This is a genomic window from Pseudoduganella sp. UC29_71 (assembly GCF_042693265.1).
GTDB lineage: Bacteria > Pseudomonadota > Gammaproteobacteria > Burkholderiales > Burkholderiaceae_D > Rugamonas.
In genome coordinates this window covers 3,546,233-3,566,827 of sequence record NZ_CP170549.1, presented here as the reverse complement: position 1 = coordinate 3,566,827, position 20,595 = coordinate 3,546,233, and the positions used below count along the sequence as shown (strand labels likewise).

Genomic DNA, 20,595 nt, shown 5'->3' with positions numbered 1-20,595 from the left:
ACAGGCACCGCCATGCCCCTCGAAATGGTCGCCATCCCTTCCGGCACCATCGCCATGAAGGACGACAGGACCGGCCGCCACTGGGTGACAGCCATTGAGCCGTTCACCCTCGCACGCCACCCCGTCACGCAGGAACAATATGCCGCCGTCGTTGGCGCTTGGCCGTCCCCGGCCCACGCACCGCAGCATCCGGTGGTGAGCGTCTCCTGGCTGGATGCGGTGCGCTTCTGCAATGCGCTCTCGCTGGCCGAGGGCTTGCGCGCCTGCTACACGCTGCAACCCGGCGACACCGGCGCCGACCTGATTGCCGGCGCCGACGGCTACCGCCTGCCCACCGAAGCGGAATGGGAATACGCCTGCCGCGCCGGCAGCAGCGCCGCACGCTACGGCGAGCTTGACGCCATCGCCTGGTACGCCGCCAATTCCGGCGGTGGCACGCACGCCGTCGGCGCCAAGTTGCCCAACGCCTGGGGCTTGCACGACATGCTGGGCAACGTCTGGGAGTGGTGCACGGACCTGTACGATCCCCAAGTCTACGGCGACTACCGCGTGTTTCGCGGCGGCGGCTGGGCGGACCACGAGCGCGGCTGCCTGGCCGCCAACCGGCGCCGCAGCCATCCCACCTTTGCCATCGACGACCTAGGTTTCCGCATCGCCCGGAGCGCCGCACCTTCCTTAACTGCCCTGACAAAACATATCATTGTCTCGAAAGAAACAATCTCGGACACTGAGCTATCCGCGTATTCGTGAAGGAGTAGTGGACAGTTTTCGGCCACTCCACCAAATTAAGAAATCTGACCTTGCATGCAATGAAGATACCCCAGGCAGCGATAGTAGGTGCGTGCAGTGCCGTGGCAAATCCGCTGGCAGCCTTTGCAGTGCTTGTGTCGTTCGGTGCGGAGCTTGTCGAGGGGCGACCTTCTACGGATGCGAACTCGCCGAGGGCGGCGAACTTCCGTCGTGGAAATGGTAGGTTGGCGGTTGCTGTCTACCCAAGAACTTTGAAATTTGAAGCGGTGGAAAATGATGAGAGTCGTTGATCACGAACCACAATGGTGGTTTTTGCTGGAAGAGGAGGGATCGCTTTTCTTGGACGCAAATTGCAATCACAGCTCTGTGGGCTACGACTTTCTGCTTAAGCTGAACTCCGAGGAGCTCAGAGCGTACGAATACGAAGGGCGAAGATTTATCAGTCGCTTAGCAACCGAGATCCAGGATAGTGCGCCAATCGTCAAAGGCAGCACTTCCCGGTTCACCGGGCGGGACTTGTCGCGCACTTACTCGGACATGATCACGAAAGCAGTCGAAAACTGGCGAACGAACACCTAGCAGGTCGAGGCAGACGGAGCGCGCGAGGACTGTTTTACGATGATCGCTTTGTGGCGGGAGCGGAAGTCGCGGCGCGTATTCCATGGCAGGGGCGAAAGCATGGAAAGCGAACGGACATGCTCCAACCCTTCGTTCGCTCGTTGTCCGCGCACCGGTAGGCGCCATGTCGCAGATCCTGTCAGGCGCTCCAAGCGTCGCTTACAGTGGCAGGGCGGTCTCGTACTTCACTTCACGCAGCGCCACGCTGGTGTTCACCTGGGACACGCCGTTCAGCTTCACCAGCACGTTGTGCAGGAAGTCGTGGTAGCCGTCCATGTCCGCCACCACGATTTTCACCAGATAGTCCGCGTTGCCGGTGGTTTCGTAGCATTCCACCACTTCCGGCCGCAAACGCATCGCTTCCTCGAAGTTCTTCACCGCGCCTTCCTCGTGCCGCGCCAGCGTGATGTTGGCCATGCAGACCACCGACAGCCCCAGCTTGCGCCGGTCCACCAGCGCCGTGTAGCGGAGGATGTAGCCGTTGTCTTCCAGCTCCTTCTGGCGCCGCCAGCACGGACTGGCGGACATGCCGATCTTTTCGGCCAGTTCATTGGACGAGATCCGTGCGTTCTTTTGCAATTCGGACAAGATTTTGAGCGAGGCCGGGTCTAAGGAATCATTTTTCATTTTTCAGCGGTTTTTGGGAAAAACAAACCCATTTTAATGCTTCCGGCCGTAAGAATAGGAGTAATATTTCGGTCGGTGCGCCATATCATTTCTCGCACTATAAGTTCCTAATGCGAGACAACAACAATGAATTCCATGACCCTGCCGGCCTCCATCCAGCCCGCACTGACCGATCCCGACTACGCGCTGTCCGACAATCTCACCCGCACCCATGGCCGCGTCTTCCTGACCGGTACCCAGGCGCTGGTGCGCCTGCTGTGCATGCAGAAGATCTGCGACGATGCGCAAGGCCTGAACACGGGCGGCTTCGTTAGCGGCTACCGCGGCTCGCCGCTGGGCGCGGTGGACCAGGAGTTGTGGCGTGCGTCCAAGCTGCTGGAAAAGCACAACGTGGAATTCCTGCCCGCGATTAACGAGGAACTGGGCGCGACCGCCGTATTGGGCTCGCAGCAAGTGGAAGCCGATCCGACGCGCAAGGTCGATGGCGTGTTCGCCATGTGGTACGGCAAAGGCCCGGGCGTGGACCGCGCGGGCGACGCGCTCAAACATGGCCACGTGTACGGCTCGTCGCCGCGCGGCGGCGTGCTGGTGATCCTCGGCGACGACCATGGCTGCGTGTCTTCGTCCATGCCGCACCAGAGCGAGCAGGCGCTGATCGCGTGGGGCATGCCGGTGATTAACCCGGCCAATATCCAGGAGTACCTGGAGTTCGGCCTGTACGGCTGGGCGCTGTCGCGCTACTCGGGCGCGTGGAGCGGCTTCAAGGCCATCTCCGAAACCGTGGAAGGCGGAGCCGTGGTGGAACTGCCGCCGCTGCCGCAGTACGTGACGCCCACCGACTACACCGCGCCGCCGGACGGCCTGCACAACCGCTGGCCTGACTTGCCCGGCCTGGCGCTGGAAGTGCGCGTGGCGGAAAAGCTGGAAGCCGTGCAGGCCTTCGCCCGCGCCAATTCCATCGACCGCCTGGTGGTGCCCGCGCCGCGCGCGACGATCGGCATCATCAGCGCCGGCAAGGCTTATCTCGATCTGCTGGAAGCGCTGGAGCGCCTTGGCCTGCCGCTGATCCGCCTGGAAGAACTGGGCGTGCGCCTGTACAAGCCGGGCCTGACCTATCCGCTGGAGCGTACCCGCCTGGCTGCCTTCGCGGATGGGCTGCAGGAGATCCTGGTGGTGGAAGAGAAGGGCGCCGTGATCGAGCAGCAGGTGAAGAATCTGTTCTACAACCTGCCGCAATCCGAACGGCCCGCCGTGATCGGCAAGACAGACCAGCATGGCCACGCGCTGTTGTCCGCGCTGGGCGAGCTGCGTCCGTCGCGCATCGCTCCTGCGCTGGTGCAGTGGCTGGCGCCGCGCTATCCGGCACTGGACCTGCAGCGCATGCTGCCGGACTTCTGCGCCGCCGAGCTGCTGTCCAACGGCGCGGACGGCATCAAGCGCACGCCATACTTCTGCTCCGGCTGCCCGCACAACACGTCCACCCGCGTGCCGGAAGGCAGCCGCGCCATGGCCGGCATCGGCTGCCACTTCATGGCCACTTGGATGAAGCGCGACACCAACTACCTGGCGCAGATGGGCGGTGAAGGCATCAGCTGGGTGGGCTCCTCGCGCTTCGTGGGCGAGAAGCACGTATTCCAGAATCTGGGCGACGGCACCTACTACCATTCCGGCTCGCTGGCCATACGCCAGGCGATTGCGGCGCGCACCAACATCACCTACAAAATCCTGTACAACGACGCGGTGGCCATGACCGGCGGCCAGCCGGTGGACGGCGCGCTGTCCGTGCCGCAGATCGTGCAGCAGGTGGTGAGTGAGGGCGCAAAGAAGGTGGTCGTGGTCACCGACCAACCCGAGAACTACAGCGGCGTGGTGCTGCCAGCCGGCGTGACCGTGCATCATCGCAGCGAGCTGGATGCCATGCAGCGCATGCTGCGCGAGATCGCCGGCGTGACGGTGCTGGTGTACGACCAGACTTGCGCGGCCGAGAAGCGCCGCCGCCGCAAGAAAAACAAGCCTGAGAAGATGGTCTTCCCCGATCCGGCGCGCCGCATGGTGATCAACCCGGCCGTGTGCGAAGGCTGCGGCGACTGCGGCGTGCAATCAAACTGCCTGTCCATCCTGCCGTTGGAGACGGAATTGGGCCGCAAGCGCCAGATCGAACAGTCGTCCTGCAACAAGGATTACTCCTGCGTGGAAGGCTTCTGCCCGAGCTTCGTATCGGTACTGGGCGGCACGCTGCGCAAGCCTGCCAGCGTGGCATTGACGCTGGCGGACCTGGAGCAGGCGCTAGGCCGCTACCCAGCGCCGGCGCCGCATGCGCTGGACAAGCCGTTTGAAATCCTGGTGGCCGGCGTCGGCGGCACCGGCATCGTCACCGTGGGCGCGCTGATCACCATGGCGGCGCACCTGGAAGAAAAGGGCGCATCCACGCTGGACTTCATGGGCTTCGCGCAGAAGGGCGGCGCGGTGTTGTCGCATGTGCGCGTGGCGGCGTCGCCATCGGCGCTGAACCAGGTGCGCATCGACCTGCAGCAGGCGGACGCGGTATTCGCCTGCGACCTGGTGGTGGCAGCCATGCCGGACAGCCTGTCGGTAATGAAGCGCGGCCGCACGCAAGTGGTGGCGAATGAACGCGAAATCCCGACGGCCGAATTTACGCGTGACCGCGACGCTTCCATCAACAAGGAAGGCTTGCTGGAGAAGCTGGCGTCGGCTGCTGGCAGTGCCAACGTGGCGCAGCTGGACGCGCAGGAAATCGCCGCGCGCTTCCTCGGCGACCCGATCGGCGGCAACATCCTGCTGATGGGCTATGCCTGGCAAAAAGGCCTGGTGCCGGCCGGGCTGGAAGCGCTGATGCGCGCCATCGAACTGAATGGCGTCGCCATCGATATGAACAAGCGCGCCTTTATGCTGGGCCGTCTGGCCGCAGCCGACAAGGACGCGCTGTCCCGCCTGGCGCGGCCGCAGCAGCAAGTAATCCAGTTCGCCGCGCCGAAATCGTTGCCGGAGCTGGTGGCCTTCCGTGTCGAATGGCTGACCAAGTACCAGAACGCCGCCTATGCGCGCGTGTACGCCGACGCCGTGGCGTCAGTCGAACAGCGCGAAGTCGCTCTTGAGGGCGAAGGCTCGAAGCGGGCGCTGAGCAAAGCCGTGGCGCGCAACCTGTTCAAACTGATGGCCTACAAGGATGAATACGAAGTGGCGCGCCTGCACGCAGATCCCGCCTTCCGCGAGCAGATCGCCGCGCAGTTCGAAGGCGACTACAAGCTGGACTTCCACCTGGCCCCGCCGCTGCTGGCGCGCAAAAAGCCCGGTTCGTACGTGCCGGCCAAGATAGCCTTTGGCGGCTGGATGCTGAAGGGCTTCAGCGGCCTCGCGCGCCTCAAGGGCCTGCGCGGCACGCCGCTCGACATCTTCGGCTACACGGAAGAGCGCCGCCGCGAGCGCGCCCTGCGCGACCGTTACCTCGCCTTCACGGGCGAAGTGTCGGTCGGCCTTACTCCGAACAACAAGGCCACTGCCCTCAAGCTCGCCCAGCTCCCCGAGCAAGTCCGCGGCTACGGCCACGTCAAGCTCGCCGCCATGACCCAAGCCGACGCCGCCTGGCAACACCTCCACGCAGCCTTTCTCGCCCCGCAGACCGTGGAGTTGAAGCGGCAGGCCTGATTCGCAGGTGATGGCGGGTTACGGTGGCTTGCGCCACCTAACCCGCCCTACGGGTGCAAAACGCAGCGCCCCAGCGCCGGGGTCAGATCCGGCATTACGCCATTTTACGTTTGAGGTGCAGCGCCGGGGTCAGATCCGGCATTACGCCATTTCACATTTGCAACGTTGGGGTCAGATCCGGCATTACGCCATTTTACGTTTGAGATGGGTGTCGTGGCGTGTTGCCGGACCTGACCCCGGTATTGGGAATGTAGAGCTCGTCGCAGTCTACTTTGGAGCCGGAATGGGTGCCTCTAGGTCGTCTTCCATGTAGGCGCGGATGATGGCGTCGATGCTGCTGTCGGCTTCCAGGCCGAGTGCGCGGGCGCGCGTGGTGTCCCAGGCGGCGGGCCAGCCGCCGACGATGCGCTCGACGATGGGATCGGGTTCCCAGCGGATGCGGGCGGTGGCGTCTTCGCCGCCGGCGCGGTGCAAGGCGCTAACCATCTCGGCAACGCTGACGGAGACGCCAGGCAGGTTGATGGTGCGGCTGCTTGCCAGCGCGGCCGCCGGCAGGTCGTGCCCCTGTACCAGGCATTCGATGGCTTTGCGCGGCGAGAGCAGCCACAGGCGCGTGGCCGCCGGTACGGGGCAGATGGCCGGTTCGCCGTTCAGCGGTTCGCGGATGATGCCGCTGGCGAAGGAGGACGCGGCCTTGTTCGGCTTGCCCGGACGGACGCTGATGGTTGGCAGGCGCAGTACGCGGCCGTCGATGTAGCCGCGCCGGCTGTAGTCGTTTACCAGCAGCTCGCCGATGGCTTTTTGCATGCCGTAGGATGAGCGCGGGCTGAGCGCCGTGTCGTCCTGCACCACGTCGGGCAGCTGGCCTCCGTACACGGCCACGGAGCTCGTGAACACCAGCTTGGGCCGGTTGCCGTTGGCGCGGCAGATGTCGAGCAGGGCGCGCGTGGTGTCCAGGTTCACCCGCATGCCAAGGTCGAAGTCCGCTTCGGCCTGGCCGCTGACGACGGCGGCGAGATGAAAAATTGAAGTGACGTCGGCGCTGACCGCTTCGCGCATCATGCCGCTGTCCGAGATGTCGCCGACGATGCTGTGCACCCGCGCATCGCCAAAGCCGTTGGCGGGAACCATGTCCACCAGCGTCAGCTTGGTGACTGCGCCATCGCCGGTCCTTTGCAGGAGTTTGTGCGCCAGGCGCTGGCCGAGGAAGCCTGCGCCTCCGGTAATCAATACGTGCATATTCACTCCTTCTTGATTTACAAGGACTTCATCCAACCGAGGCCGTCTTCGGTGCGGCCGCGCGGGCGGTATTCGCAGCCCACCCAGCCGTCGTATCCCAGCTCGTCGAGCATGCGGAACAGGTAGGGGTAATTCACTTCGCCGTCATCCGGTTCGTTGCGCGTGGGGACACTGGCGATCTGCACGTGGCCGATGCCGTCCGCATGCTTGCGGAAGGTCGCGGCCAGGTCGCCTTCGACGATCTGCGCATGGTAGAAGTCCATCTGCACCTTCAGGTTGGCGGCTCCCACTTCGGCGCGGATGGCGTGCGCGTCGGCCTGCGAGTTGAGGAAATAGCCCGGCATGTCGCGCGGGTTGATCGGCTCGATCAGCAGCGTGATGTCGTGTGCGGCCAGTTCCCTGGCGGCGTAGCGCAGGTTGGCGATATACGTTGCGCGGTGCAGTCCACGGTCCGCTTTGGCCGGCAGCAGGCCCGCCATGGCGTGCAGGCGCTTGGTGCCCATGGCTTGCGCGTAGTCGAGCGCGCGGGCCACGCCGGCGCGGAATTCCTCCTCGCGGCCGGGCAGGGAGGCGATGCCGCGCTCGCCGGCGGCCCAGTCGCCCGGCGGCATGTTGAACAGCGCGTTGACCAGGCGGTTCTTGTCCAGCCACTGCGCGATATCCTGCGGCGCGTGCTCGTAGGGGAACAGAAATTCGACTGCTTCGAATCCGGCGTTCGCCGCCGCGTCGAAGCGCTGCGGGAAGGGGACTTCGTTGAACATCATGGTGAGGTTGGCGGCAAATCTTGGCATGGCGTGCTTTCGTTTCAGGATGGCGTCAGAGGACGAGATTGAAGGTGGTCTTCAGCTCGGCGATCTGCGCGGTGTTGAGCGGGCTGACCGGGCTGCCGCGCAGCAGCAGGAACAGCTTGGCGGTTTCTTCCAGTTCTTCGGTGGCGTACAGCGCGGTTTCCAGGTCCTTGCCGGACACCACGGGGCCGTGATTGGCCAGCAGCACCGCGTGGTGCTTGCCGGCGATGGCGCGGATTGCCTCGGCCAGCCCGGGATCGCCGGGACGGTGGTAAGGCACGAGCGGCAGGCGGCCTATCTTCATCACGAAGTAGGCCGTCAGCGCCGGGATGCAGTCGCAAGCATCCAGGCCCGCCATGCACGATACCGCCGCCGAATGCGTCGAATGCAGGTGCACGATGGCGCCCGCGCCGGCGCGCTCTTCGTACATGGCACGGTGCAGGAAGGCTTCCTTCGATGGCGCGGCGCCGGACACCAGCCGGCCCTCCCAGTCCAGCTTGGACAGCTGCGCCGGGTCCAGCTTGCCGAGGCAGGCGTTGGTGGGCGTCAGCAGCCAGCCGTCGTCCAGGCGCACGCTGATGTTGCCGCTACTGCCGGTGGCCAGGCCGCGCGCGTACAGCGATTGGCCGCATTCGCAGATGTGTTCGCGCAGTGCGGATTCGTTCATGGCAGCGCGCTCCAGGCCTTGGTGAAGAAGTCTTCGGTGCCGAAGTTGCCCGACTTGAGGGCGAGCGCCAACGGCGCCGTTCCTGCGTCGCTGAGCGTGGCGGTCCAAGGCACGCCGGGATCGATCTCCGGCCCGATGCGCAGGCCCTGCACGCCGAGCGCCTTGACCACGGCGCCGGAGGTCTCGCCGCCGGCCACGATCATTTGCCCCACGCCCAGTTCCACCAGGCCGCGCGCGATGCTTGCCAGCGCTTCTTCCACCATGCTACCGGCCTGTTCGACGCCCAGTTCCGCCTGCACCTGCCGCACCGTTTCCGGCGCGGCCGTGGCGTAGACCAGCACGGGGTGCTTGTGCAGATGCGATCCGGCCCAGTCCAGCACGGCCGGCACTACATCCTCGCCGCGCGCCAGGCGCAGCGGATCGATATGGAAGGAGGGATGGGACTTGCGCATCCACGCCACCTGCTTTTGCGTCGCCACCGAACAGCTGCCGGAGATGACGGCGCGCAGGCCGCCCGTCGCGGGCAGGGCGCTGGCTGCCGCACCGCCGGCCAGCAATCCCTGGCGGCGAAAGTTCTGCGGCAAGCCTAGCGCGATGCCCGAGCCGCCGGTCACCAGCGGCATGCCTGCGCAGGCCTCGCCGATGGCTTCGAGGTCGGCATTGGTCAGGGCGTCGACGATGGCCATGCCGCAGCCCTGCTCGCGCAGCACGGCGAAGCGCGCGGCGATGGCCGTAGCACCCTGGCCCACATGCGCGTAATCCACCAGGCCCACCTGCTGGGTGGTTTGCTGCTGCAGCACGCGCACCAGGTTGGAATCGGTCATCGGCGTCAGCGGATGGTTGCGCATGCCGGACTCGCTCAGCAGCGTGTCGCCCACAAACAGGTTGCCCTTGTAAATGGTGCGGCCGTTGGCCGGGAACGCCGGGCAGGCGATGGTAAAGCTGGTATCCAGCGCCGCCATCAGCGCTTGCGCCACCGGGCCGATATTGCCGCGCGGGGTGGAGTCGAAGGTGGAACAGTATTTGAAGTAGAACTGGCGGCAGCCCGCCTGCTGCAGCCAGCGCAGCGCGGCCAGCGACTCCGCCACCGCTTCCTCGGCCGGGTTGGTGCGCGATTTGAGCGCAATCACCACCGCGTCCACGTCTTCTGGCACCGGTCCGTCCGGCACGCCGATCAGCTGGACGGTGCGCATGCCAGCCTTCACCAGCATGCCCGCCAGGTCGGTGCCGCCGGTGAAGTCGTCGGCGATGCATCCTAATAAAACAGCCATGGTGCGCTCCTGTCAGGCTGCCTGGCGCGCCGGCTTGGGCACGGGCAGTTCAATGCCGGGGAAGATCTTGACCACGGCCGAATCGTCCTCGCCGCCGTGGCCGGCAGCGGAAGCCTGCATGAACATCTGGTGCGCGGCGGCGGACAGCGGCAGCGGGAAAATGCTCTTCTTCGCGTAGTCGAGCACAATGCCGAGGTCCTTGACGAAGATGTTCACCGCCGACAGCGGCGTGTAGTCGCCGGCCAGGATGTGCGGCACGCGGTTCTGGAACATCCAGGAACTGCCGGCGCTGTTGCTGATCACTTCATACAGCGCGTCGGCGTCGCAACCGGCGCGCAAGCCCAGCGCCATCGCCTCGGCGGCGGCGGCGATATGCACGCCGGCCAGCAGCTGGTTGATCATCTTGACCTTGGAGCCCTGGCCGGCCTTGTCGCCCAGCCGATACAGCTTGCTGCAAATGGCTTCAAACAGCGCGCCGCAGCGGGCGAAGGTCTCGGGTGCGCCGGAGGCCATCACCGACATTTCGCCGCTGGCCGCCTTGGCCGCGCCGCCGGATACGGGGGCGTCGATGTACTGCAGGCCCATGCCGTTCAGCCGCGCGCCGAGCGCCTCGGCGTACTCCGGCGACACCGTGGCGCAGCCGATCACGATGGCGCCGGGCGCCAACCTGGCGGCTGCGCCGGCTGCGCCGAACAGCACCTCTTCGGTCTGCTGCGCGTTGACGACGTAGATCAGCAGGGCCTCCGCCATCCCCAACTCCGCAGGCGAAGCTGCCGCCTGGGCGCCGGCGTCCACCGCCTTGCGTACCGCTTCCGGCCGCACGTCGCATACCTGCACCTCGAAGCCGGCGCGCAGCAGTGACTGGGCGACGCCCATGCCCATGGCGCCCAGGCCGATCACGCCAACGCGGCGCACTTGTTTTTCCTGATGGTTCATTTCGATTGCTCCTAGAAGATTCATTAACGGTTGACCAGGCGCGCCGGCACGTTGAGCACGGCGAAGCAGCCTGCAACCAGCACCGCCGCCAGCACATACATGGCGCTGTTGGTGCTTTGGGTCAGATCCTTGAGCCAGCCGATCAGGTAGGGACTGGCGAAACCGGCCAGGTTGCCCACCGAGTTGATGGCGGCGATACCGGCAGCGGCAGCCGTGCCGCCGAGGAACGCGGTCGGCAGGCTCCAGAACAGCGGGGCAGAGGTGAGTACGCCGGCGGCGGCCAGGGTCAGGAAAGCGACCGCCATGCCGGTATTCGAGCCGGCTTGCGCACTGCCTATCAGGCCGATGGCGCCCAGCAGCATGGGCACGACCAGGTGCCAGCGGCGTTCGCGCTGCTTGTCCGCGCTGCGGCCGAACAGCAGCATGGCCACCACGGCAGCGCCGTAAGGGATGGCGGTGAACATGCCGATATTGAACACGCCCTTCACGCCGGCCGCCTTGATCAGGGTGGGCATCCAGAAGGTCAGGCCGTACTGGCCCATCACGCAGCAGAAGTAGATCAGGGCCATATGCCACACGCGGCGGTCGGCGAACATGGCGCGCAGCGAAGGGTGCTCGGTCTTGCCCTTGGCGTCATGGGCGATGCGCGCTTCCAGCAATTGCTTCTCGCCCTCGCTGAGCCACTTCGCCGAGCGGATGCCGTTGTCCAGGTAAAGCAGCACGGCGATGCCCATCACGATGGCGGGGACGGCCTCGATCACGAACATCCACTGCCAGCCCGTCAGGCCCTGCACGCCGGCGAAGGACTCCATGATCCATCCGGACAGCGGCCCGCCGAACACACCGGACAGCGGAATGGCGGTCATGAAGGTGGCCACGATGCGGGCGCGGCGTTCGGCCGGATACCAGTAGGTGAGGTAGAGGATGATGCCCGGAAAGAAACCCGCCTCGGCGATGCCGAGCAGGAAGCGCATCACGTAAAACATGGTAGGCGTGTTGACGAACATGAAGGCGCCGGAGATGACGGCCCAGGTGATCATGATGCGGGCGATCCAGATGCGCGCGCCGACGCGGTGCAGCATGACGTTGCTGGGCACCTCAAACAGGAAGTAGCCGATGAAGAACACGCCCGCGCCCAGGCCGAACACGGTTTCGCTGAACTTCAGGTCATTCAGCATTTGCAGCTTGGCGAAGCCGACGTTGACGCGGTCGAGATACGCCACGACGTAGCACAGCATCAGGAAGGGTACCAGGCGCCAGGTTACTTTGCGGTAGGTGGCGGCTTCGTTGGTGCCGCTGAGATGGGGAAGGGTGAAATCGGCCGATCCGGCAGCCGGCGTGAACGGGGTGGTCATACGAGTCTCCTGTCTTTAAGTCTCTCAGAGTTGTCTGAAAGCTGTATGTTTGTAGGATATTCGTATGAAATTTGTATGTCAATCTATTCCTTTGAACTTTTTTCTGCAACGGTTAGCGCTGGATAGGTAAAATGTTCCTATGGATACAGTGAACATTCCAAACAGCTTTCAGACAGGAACCCTGGGCGCCCGGGTGGCCGAGCAATTGCTGAACAAGATCCGCCAGGACGGCCTGGCGCCGGGCACGCGCTTGCCGTCCGAGCAGGCCATGGCGCAGCATTTCGGCGTGAGCCGCACCGTGGTGCGGGACGCGATTGGCCTGCTGAAAGCGGACGGGCTGCTCGAGACGCGCAAGGGCAGCGGCGCCTTTGTGTGCCAGAACGACGCGGCGCCGGCCTTCCGTGCGGACAGCATGAGGGCGCAGTCGATCCAGTCGCTGCTCAACATCATCGAAGTGCGCGAGGGGATGGAAGCGGAAATCGCGGCGCTGGCCGCCGTGCGCCGCACGCCCGGCCAGCTGGCCGACATCGAGCACGCGCTGCGCAAGCTGGAAGAAGCGGTGGCGGCCGGGTCGGACGGCGTAGAGGAAGACGCGAGCTTCCATCAATGCATCGCCATGGCGACCGGGAATCCGGCCTGGGTGCGGCTGGTGGACATGTTCGCCGAACCGATACGGTCGGCCGTCAAGGTAACGCGCGCCAACGAAGCGCGGCGCGAAGACTTCACGCGCCAGGTGCAGGACGAGCACGAGCAACTGGTGCTCGCCATCGCCGCGCGCGACCCCGAACAGGCCCGCGCAGCGGCCAAGACCCACATGCAGCACGCCGCCAAGCGCGTGCGCGAAGCCGACCGCGAGTTCTGGCGCGGCAAAGGCGGCGAACTGGCACAGCGCCTGTCCGAAGACGCCGCCAGCTGGACCGGCTGACCCTACCGCCGGCCCGACCCGCACCTCCCCACTGCAGGCTCAGTCGCCCCCTCCGGGGTCAGGTCCGGCATTCAGACACGGGCTCAAGCGCACCGGGGGCGCACTGCGGGGTCAGGTCCGGCATTCGGACACAGGCTCAAGTGGAGTAAGGTCCAGTTCGTGTCGCGATGCCGGAACTGACCCCGAGGCGGAACTGACCCCGAGGCCAAGTGGCGTAAGGTCCAGTTCGTGTCGCGATGCCGGAACTGACCCCGGGGGATTGACCCCGGGGGATTAGACCTCGAGGTGATTAGAACAGCGACTGCAGCGGCAGGCGCTGGCCGCTTTGGGCGCCGTCGTAGCCGGGGAGGGCGGCGAGGGTGGCTTTGAAGTCGTCGCTTTCCATTACCGCCAGGGCGGCGGCGACCAGCGGGGCGTTCGGGGCTTCGCGGGAGCAGGCGAAGAAGTAGCGTTCGCGGATCACGGGCACGAAGTCGAGGTCGAAGCGGCGCGCGGCGGTTTCGACGCCGAAGCTGGCGTCGGCCATGTTGCTGGCGACGTAGGCGGCCACCGCCGCGTGCGTGAATTCGGCGCTTTCGAAGCCGTTGATGCGGTCCGGCGCGATGCCGTGCCCGTCCAGCAGCAGTTCAAGCAGCAGCCGCGTGCCCGAGCCGCGCTGGCGGTTCACGAAGCGCACGTCCGGGCGCGCGAGGTCGTCCAGCGTGCGGATGTCTTTCGGATTTCCTTTTGCGGTGAAAATGCCTTGCATGCGGTAGGCGAGGTGGATCAGCATCTGCCTGCCCGGATCGAGCAGCGGACGGTACTTGGCCGCCGCCGCGCCTTCGAATTCGCCCATCGGTAGATGGAAGCCTGCCAGGTCACACTCGCCGCGCGCGAGGGCGGCCACCGCTTCGGTGCTGCTGCGGTATTGCAGGTCCACCAGCACGCCTTGTTGCTCCAATCGGCTTACCAGCGCGGCCACGGCAAAGCCGTGCGATGCGGTCAGGCGCAGGGCCGGCGGGCGTTCGTCCAGCAGGCTCGCCAGCTCTTGCTGCAGTTCCGATGCCAGGCTGTCCAGCATGGGGCTCAGGCGGGCGGCGATGCGCTTGTCGGCCCAGATCAATTTGTCCGCCAGCGGCGACAGTACCGTGCCCGATCCGCGCGACTTGTGCACCAGCTCCGCGCCGAACTGTTCGTTGAAGGAATTCAGCAGTCCCCACGCATGGCGGTAGGAGATGCCGCTGTCCTTGGCGGCCTGGCTGATGCTGCCAGAGCTGCGTACGGCGGCCAGCAGGTCCAGCAGCACCGGCAGCGGCACTGCCTGCCCGTTAGGGTGGCGCAGTACCCAGTCGGGGCGGATCTCAACTTTGAACATATGCAAAATCCTTCATATTGCGTTGGTGTTTTTACAGTGCTAGCCTAGGCTCATGCATGAATATTAACCGGAATATATGTTTTGCAGAACATAACTTGAGACAGTAATCCGGCTCACGGCACACAATAAAAACGACGGAGGCATTATGCAGCAGCGTATTCCCCAGGCAAGCGCCATCCTTGCCGCCAGCAGCGGTGCGCAGGACCAGCTACTTCCGGTCCTGCACGCGATCCAGGATGCTATCGGCTATATCCCGCCGGAGCAGGTTGAGGAGATCGCCTCCACCTTCAACCTGTCGCGCGCGGAGGTGCATGGCGTGATCACGTTCTACCACTACTTCCGCACCGAAGCGCCTGCACGCAAGGTAGTGCAAATCTGCCGCGCCGAAGCCTGCCAGAGCATGGGCGGCGACGCACTGCTGGCGCATGCCGAGCACACGCTGGGCTGCAAGCTGCACGCTCACAGCACGGATGGCGAATTCGCGCTGGAGCCGGTGTACTGCCTGGGGCAATGCGCCACGGCGCCGTCGATGATGATCAACGAGGCGCTGTATGCGCGCGTTACCCCGGCGCGCTTCGACGCGCTGCTGGCCAAGGCCAAGGAGGCAGCATGAGCATCCGCATCTACATTCCCGGCGATTCGACCGCGCTGGCGCTGGGCGCCGACGACGTGGCGGTAGCCATCACCGCCGAAGCTGCACGGCGCGGCGTTGAAATCGACGTCGTGCGCAACGGCACGCGCGGCCTGCTGTGGCTTGAGCCGCTGGTGGAAGTGGCCACGGCCGAAGGGCGCATCGGCTTCGGTCCGGTGGACGCGTCCGACGTGGCTGCGTTGTTCGACGCGGGCTTCCACCTGGGCGAAAGCAAGCACGCGCTGGCACTGGGCCTGGTGGAGCAGATTCCTTACCTGGCCAGGCAAAGCCGCCTGACTTTCGCCCGCGCCGGCATCACCGACCCGCTGTCGCTGGCCGACTACGAGGCGCACGAAGGCTACAAGGGCCTGCGCAACGCGCTGGCGATGGAGCCCGCCGCCATCGTCGCCGCCGTGACGGCCTCCGGACTGCGCGGCCGGGGCGGCGCCGCTTTCCCCACCGGGATCAAGTGGAACACCGTGCTGAAAGCCGCCGGCGCGCAGAAGTACATAGTTTGCAACGCCGACGAGGGTGACTCTGGCACCTTCGCCGACCGCATCGTGATGGAGGGCGACCCCTTCATGCTCATCGAAGGCATGACCATCGCCGGCCTGGCCGTGGGCGCCAACAAGGGCTACATCTACGTGCGCAGCGAATACCCGCACGCCATCGCCAACCTGAACCACGCCATCAACAGCGCGCTGCAGGCGGGCTACCTCGGTTCCAACATCCTGGGCTCGGGCCGCGCGTTCGAGCTGGAAGTGCGCAAGGGCGCGGGCGCTTATATCTGCGGCGAAGAGACCGCGCTGCTGGAAAGTATCGAGGGCAAGCGCGGCGTGGTGCGCGCCAAGCCGCCGCTGCCTGCGCTGTCCGGGCTGTTCGGCCAACCCACCGTCATCAACAACGTGCTGTCGCTGGCGGCCGTGCCGCTCATCCTCGACAAGGGCGCGGCCTATTACCAGGACTACGGCATGGGCCGTTCGCGCGGCACGCTGCCGGTGCAGCTGGCCGGGAACATCAAGCACGGCGGCCTGATCGAGCTGGCCTTCGGCGTAACGCTGCGCGACATCCTGTTCGAATACGGCGGCGGCAGCGCCTCCGGCCGTCCCATCAAGGCAGTGCAGGTGGGCGGGCCGCTGGGCGCCTATCTGCCCGAATCGCAATGGGACACGCCGCTGGACTACGAAGCCTTCGCCTCGCTCTGGGCGGTGCTGGGCCACGGCGGCATCGTGGTGCACGACGACAGCGCCGACATGGCCAGGCTGGCCCGCTATGCGATGGAATTCTGCGCGGTGGAATCGTGCGGCAAGTGCACGCCGTGCCGCATCGGCTCCACGCGCGGCGTGGAAGTCATCGACAAGATCCGTGAAGGCAGCGAGCGTCCGAAGCAGGTGATCCTGCTGCGCGAGCTGTGCGACACCATGCTGCATGGCTCGCTGTGCGCGATGGGCGGCATGACGCCGTACCCCGTGCTGTCGGCCCTGAACCACTTCCCGCAAGATTTCGGCCAGGTCTCCGAAGACCAGCGCGCCGCCTAGGAGACACAGATGATCGAAACCATAATCACCCGCGACTTCGGCACCCCGCCCAGCGTGGCCACCGACTTCGTCACGCTCACCATCGACGGCCAGCGCGTGACGGTAGCCGCCGGCACGTCCGTGATGCGCGCCGCCGCCGAAAGCGGCACCATGATCCCCAAGCTGTGCGCCACCGACAGCCTGGAGCCGTTCGGCTCCTGCCGCCTGTGCCTGGTGGAGATCGAGGGCCGGCGCGGCTATCCCGCTTCCTGCACCACGCCGGTGGAGGAGGGCATGGTGGTGCGCACGCAGACGTCCAAGCTGCAGGAACTGCGCAAGGGCGTGATGGAGCTGTACATTTCCGACCACCCGCTGGACTGCCTGACCTGCCCGGCCAACGGCAACTGCGAATTGCAGGACATGGCCGGCGTCACCGGTCTGCGCGAAGTGCGCTACGGCTATGAAGGCGCCAATCACCTGAAACTGAAGAAGGACGAATCGAATCCCTACTTCACTTTCGACTCGTCCAAGTGCATCGTCTGCAACCGCTGCGTGCGCGCTTGCGAGGAAACGCAGGGCACTTTTGCGCTCACCATTTCCGGTCGCGGCTTCGAGTCGCGCGTGTCGGCCGGGCAGGGCGAGTCGTTCATGGAATCCGAGTGCGTGTCTTGTGGCGCCTGCGTGGAAGCCTGTCCGACCGCCACGCTGCAAGAGAAAACCGTGATCTGGATGGGCCAGGCCGAGCACAAGGTGACCACCACTTGCGCCTATTGCGGCGTGGGCTGCTCGCTGGACGCGGAAATGAAGGGCAGCGAAGTGGTGCGCATGGTGCCGAGCAAGGACGGCAAGGCCAACGAGGGCCACGCTTGCGTGAAGGGCCGCTTCGCTTGGGGCTACGCCACCCACAAGGACCGCATCCTGAAGCCGATGATCCGGTCCAAGATCACCGACCCGTGGAAGGAAGTGTCGTGGGACGAGGCGCTGGACTACGCCGCTTCCGAATTCAAGCGCATCCAGGCCAGGCACGGCAAGGATTCCATCGGCGGCATCGTGTCCTCCCGTTGCACCAATGAAGAAGGCTACCTGGTGCAGAAGCTGGTGCGCGCCGCGTTCGGCAACAACAACGTGGACACCTGCGCCCGCGTTTGCCACTCGCCCACCGGCTATGGCCTGAAGCAGACGCTGGGCGAATCGGCCGGCACGCAGACTTTCGCCTCGGTGGCCAAGTCCGACGTCATCATGGTCATCGGCGCCAACCCGACCGACGGCCACCCGGTGTTCGCCTCGCGCATGAAGCGCCGCCTGCGCCAGGGCGCCAAGCTGATCGTCATCGACCCGCGCCGCATCGACCTGGTGAAGTCGCCGCACATCCGCTCCCAATACCATTTGCAGCTGCGGCCCGGCACCAACGTCGCCATGGTCAGCTCGCTGGCCCACGTGATCGTGACCGAAGGCCTGCTGGCTGAAGACTTCATCGCCGAGCGCTGCGAGGAGCGCGCCTTCACGCAGTGGCGCGACTTCGTGGCGCAGGAATCGAACTCGCCGGAAGCCATGGAAGCCGTGACCGGCGTGCCGGCCGACCAGGTGCGCGCCGCGGCCCGCCTGTTCGCCACCGGCGGCAACGGCGCCATCTTCTACGGCCTGGGCGTGACCGAGCATGCGCAAGGCTCCACCACCGTGATGGGCATCGCCAACCTGGCCATGGCCACCGGTAACGTCGGCCGCGAAGGCGTGGGCGTGAACCCGCTGCGCGGCCAGAATAACGTGCAGGGTTCGTGCGACATTGGCTCCTTCCCGCACGAGCTGCCGGGCTACCGCCACGTGTCCGACACCACCGTGCGCATGCAGTTCGAGTCCGCGTGGGGCGTGGAACTGCAGGCCGAACCCGGCCTGCGCATCCCCAATATGTTCGAAGCGGCGCTGGACGGCAGCTTCAAGGGCCTGTATTGCCAGGGCGAGGACATCGTGCAGTCCGACCCGAACACGCAGCACGTGATCGCCGCCATGGAGGCCATGGAGTGCATCGTGGTGCAGGACATCTTCCTGAACGAAACCGCCAAGTACGCCCACGTGCTGCTGCCCGGTTCTTCCTTCCTGGAGAAGGACGGCACCTTCACCAACGCCGAGCGCCGCATCTCGCGCGTGCGCAAGGTGATGGCGCCGAAGGCAGGCTACGCGGACTGGGAAGTGACGGTGCAGCTGTCGAACCGCCTGGGCTACCCGATGAACTACGCACCCGTCGCAGATCATGGACGAAATCGCGCGCCTGACGCCCACCTTCAGCGGCGTGAGCTACGCCAAGCTGGACAAGCTGGGCAGCATTCAGTGGCCGTGCAACGACGCGGCGCCGGAAGGCACGCCGACCATGCACATCGACCGCTTCGTGCGCGGGCAGGGCCGCTTCATCATCACGCAATACGTGCCGACGGATGAGAAGGTGACGCGCATGTATCCGCTGATCCTGACCACCGGCCGCATCCTGTCGCAATACAACGTGGGGGCGCAGACGCGGCGCACGGAGAACGTGCGCTGGCACGCCGAGGACAGGCTGGAGATCCACCCGCACGATGCGCAGGAGCGTGGCATCAAGGACGATCAGTGGGTGGGCATCCAGAGCCGGGCAGGGGAGACTGTGCTGCGGGCGCTGGTGACGGAGCGCATGCAGCCGGGCGTGGTGTATACCACCTTCCACTTCCCCGAGTCGGGCGCGAACGTCATCACGACCGAGAACTCGGACTGGGCCACCAACTGCCCGGAGTACAAGGTGACGGCGGTGCAGGTGATGCCGGTGCAGCAGCAGTCCGACTGGCAGCTCGAGTTCGCGCGCTTCCACGAGGAGCAGATGGCGCACAAGGATGCCGCAGCGGCGCAGCCGGCTTAACGATAAGGAGAAGCTGATGAATATTCACCACCTGGTCACCATGGCCAACCAGATCGGCTCCTTCTTCGCGTCCTACCCGGACCAGGAGGAGGCCAGCAGCGAGATCGCCAGCCATCTGCAGCGCTTCTGGGCGCCACAGATGCGGCGCCAGCTGCTGGCGCATGTGGCGGAGCATGGCGGGGAGGGGCTGCAGCCGGCGGTGCTGGCTGCCATCCAGGCCAACCTCGTGCGCCTGACGCCCGCGCCCGCGCGCGGCACCGCTACCACCGTCGGCTTGTAACCCGTCGATGCGCCGTCGGCGGCTCGACGGCGGGTTACGCCGGCTTGCGCCGCCTAACCCGCCCTACGGGCCACGGACTCATGGAGGCGGCAATCACCCTACCTCGAGCATCACCTTTCCGATATGCGCACTGGTTTCCATGAGCGCATGGGCCTCGGCCGCCTGCTCCAGGGGATAACTCTTGTAAATCACCGGCTTGATCAAGCCATCCTCAATCAAGGGCCACACCTTCTCCCGCAACTGCCGGGCAATCGCGGCCTTGAACGCCACCGGACGCGGACGCAGGGTGGAGCCGGTTACGCTCAGGCGCCGCAGCAAAATCTGCCCCAGCGGCACCTCCGCCCTGGCCCCGCCCAGCAGGGCTATAAACACCAGCCTCCCATCATCGGCCAGGCAGCTCAGCTCACGCGGCACATAATCTCCGCCCACCATGTCCAGGATCACATCCACTCCCTTGCCGCGTGTCGCGTCCTTCACCGCCGCCGCAAAATCCCCCGTGCGGTAATTGACGGCCAGATCCGCCCCCAGTTCTTCGCAAGCCCGGCACTTTTCATCCGACCCCGCCGTGGCGAACACCCGATGCCCAAACGCCTTCGCCAGCTGGATCGCCGTCACGCCTATCCCCGACGTCCCGCCCTGCACCAGCAGCGTCTCCGTGGGCGCCAGCGCCGCCCGGTCGAACACATTGCTCCACACCGTAAAGAACGTCTCCGGCAGCGACGCCGCCTCCAGCATCGACCACCCCTCCGGTATCGGCAGGCACAGCTCAACCTGCGCCGGGCAATACTGCGCATACCCGCCGCCCTGCACCAGCGCGCACACCTTGTCCCCGATATGCCAGCCGCTGTCGCCCACATGCCCCGCCACGATCTCGCCGGCCACCTCCAGCCCCGGCAAATCCGACGCCCCCTCCGGCACCGGATACTTTCCGATGCGCTGCAACAAATCCGGCCGGTTAATCCCCGCCGCATGGACCTTGATCAACACCTGTCCCGGCAACAGCGACGGACGCGGACGCTCGCACAACTGCAGCACCTCCGGCCCGCCCGGCTGGGTAATTTCTATCGCGCGCATGGTTCCTCCTTCTGGA

At 65.6% G+C, this 20,595-nt stretch carries 15 protein-coding genes and 1 pseudogene; 7 read left to right on the top strand and 9 right to left on the bottom strand.

Features of this window, described 5'->3' with window-relative positions; translation table 11 throughout:
• Positions 1-12 precede the first annotated feature (12 nt).
• Positions 13-750, top strand: a complete 738-nt coding sequence (locus ACFJI2_RS15600) for a formylglycine-generating enzyme family protein (RefSeq protein ID WP_377700864.1) — start codon at positions 13-15, stop codon at positions 748-750.
• Positions 751-1,527: 777 nt separating this feature from the next.
• Here ACFJI2_RS15600 and ACFJI2_RS15595 read toward each other — a convergent pair.
• Positions 1,528-1,995, bottom strand: a complete 468-nt coding sequence (locus tag ACFJI2_RS15595; RefSeq protein WP_377700863.1) for an Lrp/AsnC family transcriptional regulator — start codon at positions 1,993-1,995, stop codon at positions 1,528-1,530.
• A 126-nt stretch (positions 1,996-2,121) separates the two neighbouring features.
• On the opposite strand from ACFJI2_RS15595, the gene ACFJI2_RS15590 reads away from it, so the two are divergent.
• Positions 2,122-5,661 (top strand): indolepyruvate ferredoxin oxidoreductase family protein, encoded by a 3,540-nt coding sequence (locus tag ACFJI2_RS15590; protein ID WP_377700862.1) that lies wholly within the window; start codon positions 2,122-2,124, stop codon positions 5,659-5,661.
• Positions 5,662-5,928: 267 nt separating this feature from the next.
• Here ACFJI2_RS15590 and denD read toward each other — a convergent pair whose 3' ends face one another.
• From denD to ACFJI2_RS15560, 6 genes are read right to left on the bottom strand one after another with little or no spacing between them, the layout of a single operon-like run.
• Positions 5,929-6,900, bottom strand: coding sequence for a D-erythronate dehydrogenase (gene denD / locus ACFJI2_RS15585; RefSeq protein WP_377700861.1), 972 nt, complete (start codon positions 6,898-6,900; stop codon positions 5,929-5,931).
• Positions 6,901-6,917: 17 nt separating this feature from the next.
• Positions 6,918-7,691 (bottom strand): 2-oxo-tetronate isomerase, encoded by a 774-nt coding sequence (gene otnI / locus ACFJI2_RS15580; protein ID WP_377700860.1) that lies wholly within the window; start codon positions 7,689-7,691, stop codon positions 6,918-6,920.
• 25 nt (positions 7,692-7,716) lie between these two features.
• Positions 7,717-8,355 (bottom strand): 3-oxo-tetronate 4-phosphate decarboxylase, encoded by a 639-nt coding sequence (gene otnC, locus ACFJI2_RS15575; protein WP_377700859.1) that lies wholly within the window; start codon positions 8,353-8,355, stop codon positions 7,717-7,719.
• The gene (gene otnK / locus ACFJI2_RS15570; RefSeq protein ID WP_377700858.1) at positions 8,352-9,626 is read right to left on the bottom strand and encodes a 3-oxo-tetronate kinase; all 1,275 of its coding nucleotides are present in this window, start codon (positions 9,624-9,626) and stop codon (positions 8,352-8,354) included. The genes otnC and otnK overlap by 4 nt, the downstream gene beginning before the upstream one ends.
• Before the next feature lie 12 nt (positions 9,627-9,638).
• A complete protein-coding gene (ltnD, locus tag ACFJI2_RS15565; RefSeq protein WP_377700857.1) occupies positions 9,639-10,562 on the bottom strand; it encodes an L-threonate dehydrogenase in 924 nt (307 codons plus the stop codon).
• A 23-nt stretch (positions 10,563-10,585) separates the two neighbouring features.
• A complete protein-coding gene (locus ACFJI2_RS15560) occupies positions 10,586-11,917 on the bottom strand; it encodes an MFS transporter (protein WP_377700856.1) in 1,332 nt (443 codons plus the stop codon).
• Positions 11,918-12,056: 139 nt separating this feature from the next.
• On the opposite strand from ACFJI2_RS15560, the gene ACFJI2_RS15555 reads away from it, so the two are divergent.
• Positions 12,057-12,842: a FadR/GntR family transcriptional regulator gene (locus ACFJI2_RS15555; RefSeq protein WP_107870232.1), complete on the top strand. Its 786-nt coding sequence runs from the start codon at positions 12,057-12,059 to the stop codon at positions 12,840-12,842.
• 289 nt (positions 12,843-13,131) lie between these two features.
• Here the strand turns inward: ACFJI2_RS15555 and ACFJI2_RS15550 are convergent, their stop codons facing one another.
• Positions 13,132-14,196, bottom strand: a complete 1,065-nt coding sequence (locus tag ACFJI2_RS15550) for a substrate-binding domain-containing protein (RefSeq protein ID WP_377700855.1) — start codon at positions 14,194-14,196, stop codon at positions 13,132-13,134.
• A 145-nt stretch (positions 14,197-14,341) separates the two neighbouring features.
• On the opposite strand from ACFJI2_RS15550, the gene ACFJI2_RS15545 reads away from it, so the two are divergent.
• The 4 genes and pseudogenes from ACFJI2_RS15545 to ACFJI2_RS15530 all read left to right on the top strand — a co-directional run bounded on the left by ACFJI2_RS15545 (position 14,342) and on the right by ACFJI2_RS15530 (position 19,505).
• Positions 14,342-14,809 carry a formate dehydrogenase subunit gamma gene (locus tag ACFJI2_RS15545; RefSeq protein WP_377700854.1) on the top strand — a complete coding sequence of 156 codons (468 nt, stop codon included), beginning with the start codon at positions 14,342-14,344 and terminating at the stop codon, positions 14,807-14,809.
• On the top strand, positions 14,806-16,365 hold the full coding sequence (locus tag ACFJI2_RS15540) for a formate dehydrogenase beta subunit (protein ID WP_377700853.1): 1,560 nt from the start codon (positions 14,806-14,808) through the stop codon (positions 16,363-16,365). The genes ACFJI2_RS15545 and ACFJI2_RS15540 overlap by 4 nt, the downstream gene beginning before the upstream one ends.
• A gap of 9 nt (positions 16,366-16,374) precedes the next feature.
• Positions 16,375-19,225: pseudogene (fdhF, locus tag ACFJI2_RS15535) on the top strand (formate dehydrogenase subunit alpha).
• Positions 19,226-19,241: 16 nt separating this feature from the next.
• The gene (locus tag ACFJI2_RS15530; protein ID WP_377700852.1) at positions 19,242-19,505 is read left to right on the top strand and encodes a formate dehydrogenase subunit delta; all 264 of its coding nucleotides are present in this window, start codon (positions 19,242-19,244) and stop codon (positions 19,503-19,505) included.
• Between the two features lie 93 nt (positions 19,506-19,598).
• Here the strand turns inward: ACFJI2_RS15530 and ACFJI2_RS15525 are convergent, their stop codons facing one another.
• Complete coding sequence (locus ACFJI2_RS15525; RefSeq protein WP_377700851.1) at positions 19,599-20,579, bottom strand: NAD(P)H-quinone oxidoreductase; 981 nt, start codon at positions 20,577-20,579, stop codon at positions 19,599-19,601.
• Positions 20,580-20,595 lie beyond the last annotated feature (16 nt).

Coding starts and splice junctions, on each gene's coding strand:
- ACFJI2_RS15600 (WP_377700864.1), top strand. CDS start 13: ATGCCCCTCGAAATGGTCGCCATCCCTTCCGGCACCATCGCCATGAAG.
- ACFJI2_RS15595 (WP_377700863.1), bottom strand. CDS start 1,995: ATGAAAAATGATTCCTTAGACCCGGCCTCGCTCAAAATCTTGTCCGAA.
- ACFJI2_RS15590 (WP_377700862.1), top strand. CDS start 2,122: ATGAATTCCATGACCCTGCCGGCCTCCATCCAGCCCGCACTGACCGAT.
- denD (WP_377700861.1), bottom strand. CDS start 6,900: ATGCACGTATTGATTACCGGAGGCGCAGGCTTCCTCGGCCAGCGCCTG.
- otnI (WP_377700860.1), bottom strand. CDS start 7,691: ATGCCAAGATTTGCCGCCAACCTCACCATGATGTTCAACGAAGTCCCC.
- otnC (WP_377700859.1), bottom strand. CDS start 8,355: ATGAACGAATCCGCACTGCGCGAACACATCTGCGAATGCGGCCAATCG.
- otnK (WP_377700858.1), bottom strand. CDS start 9,626: ATGGCTGTTTTATTAGGATGCATCGCCGACGACTTCACCGGCGGCACC.
- ltnD (WP_377700857.1), bottom strand. CDS start 10,562: ATGAACCATCAGGAAAAACAAGTGCGCCGCGTTGGCGTGATCGGCCTG.
- ACFJI2_RS15560 (WP_377700856.1), bottom strand. CDS start 11,917: ATGACCACCCCGTTCACGCCGGCTGCCGGATCGGCCGATTTCACCCTT.
- ACFJI2_RS15555 (WP_107870232.1), top strand. CDS start 12,057: ATGGATACAGTGAACATTCCAAACAGCTTTCAGACAGGAACCCTGGGC.
- ACFJI2_RS15550 (WP_377700855.1), bottom strand. CDS start 14,196: ATGTTCAAAGTTGAGATCCGCCCCGACTGGGTACTGCGCCACCCTAAC.
- ACFJI2_RS15545 (WP_377700854.1), top strand. CDS start 14,342: ATGCAGCAGCGTATTCCCCAGGCAAGCGCCATCCTTGCCGCCAGCAGC.
- ACFJI2_RS15540 (WP_377700853.1), top strand. CDS start 14,806: ATGAGCATCCGCATCTACATTCCCGGCGATTCGACCGCGCTGGCGCTG.
- ACFJI2_RS15530 (WP_377700852.1), top strand. CDS start 19,242: ATGAATATTCACCACCTGGTCACCATGGCCAACCAGATCGGCTCCTTC.
- ACFJI2_RS15525 (WP_377700851.1), bottom strand. CDS start 20,579: ATGCGCGCGATAGAAATTACCCAGCCGGGCGGGCCGGAGGTGCTGCAG.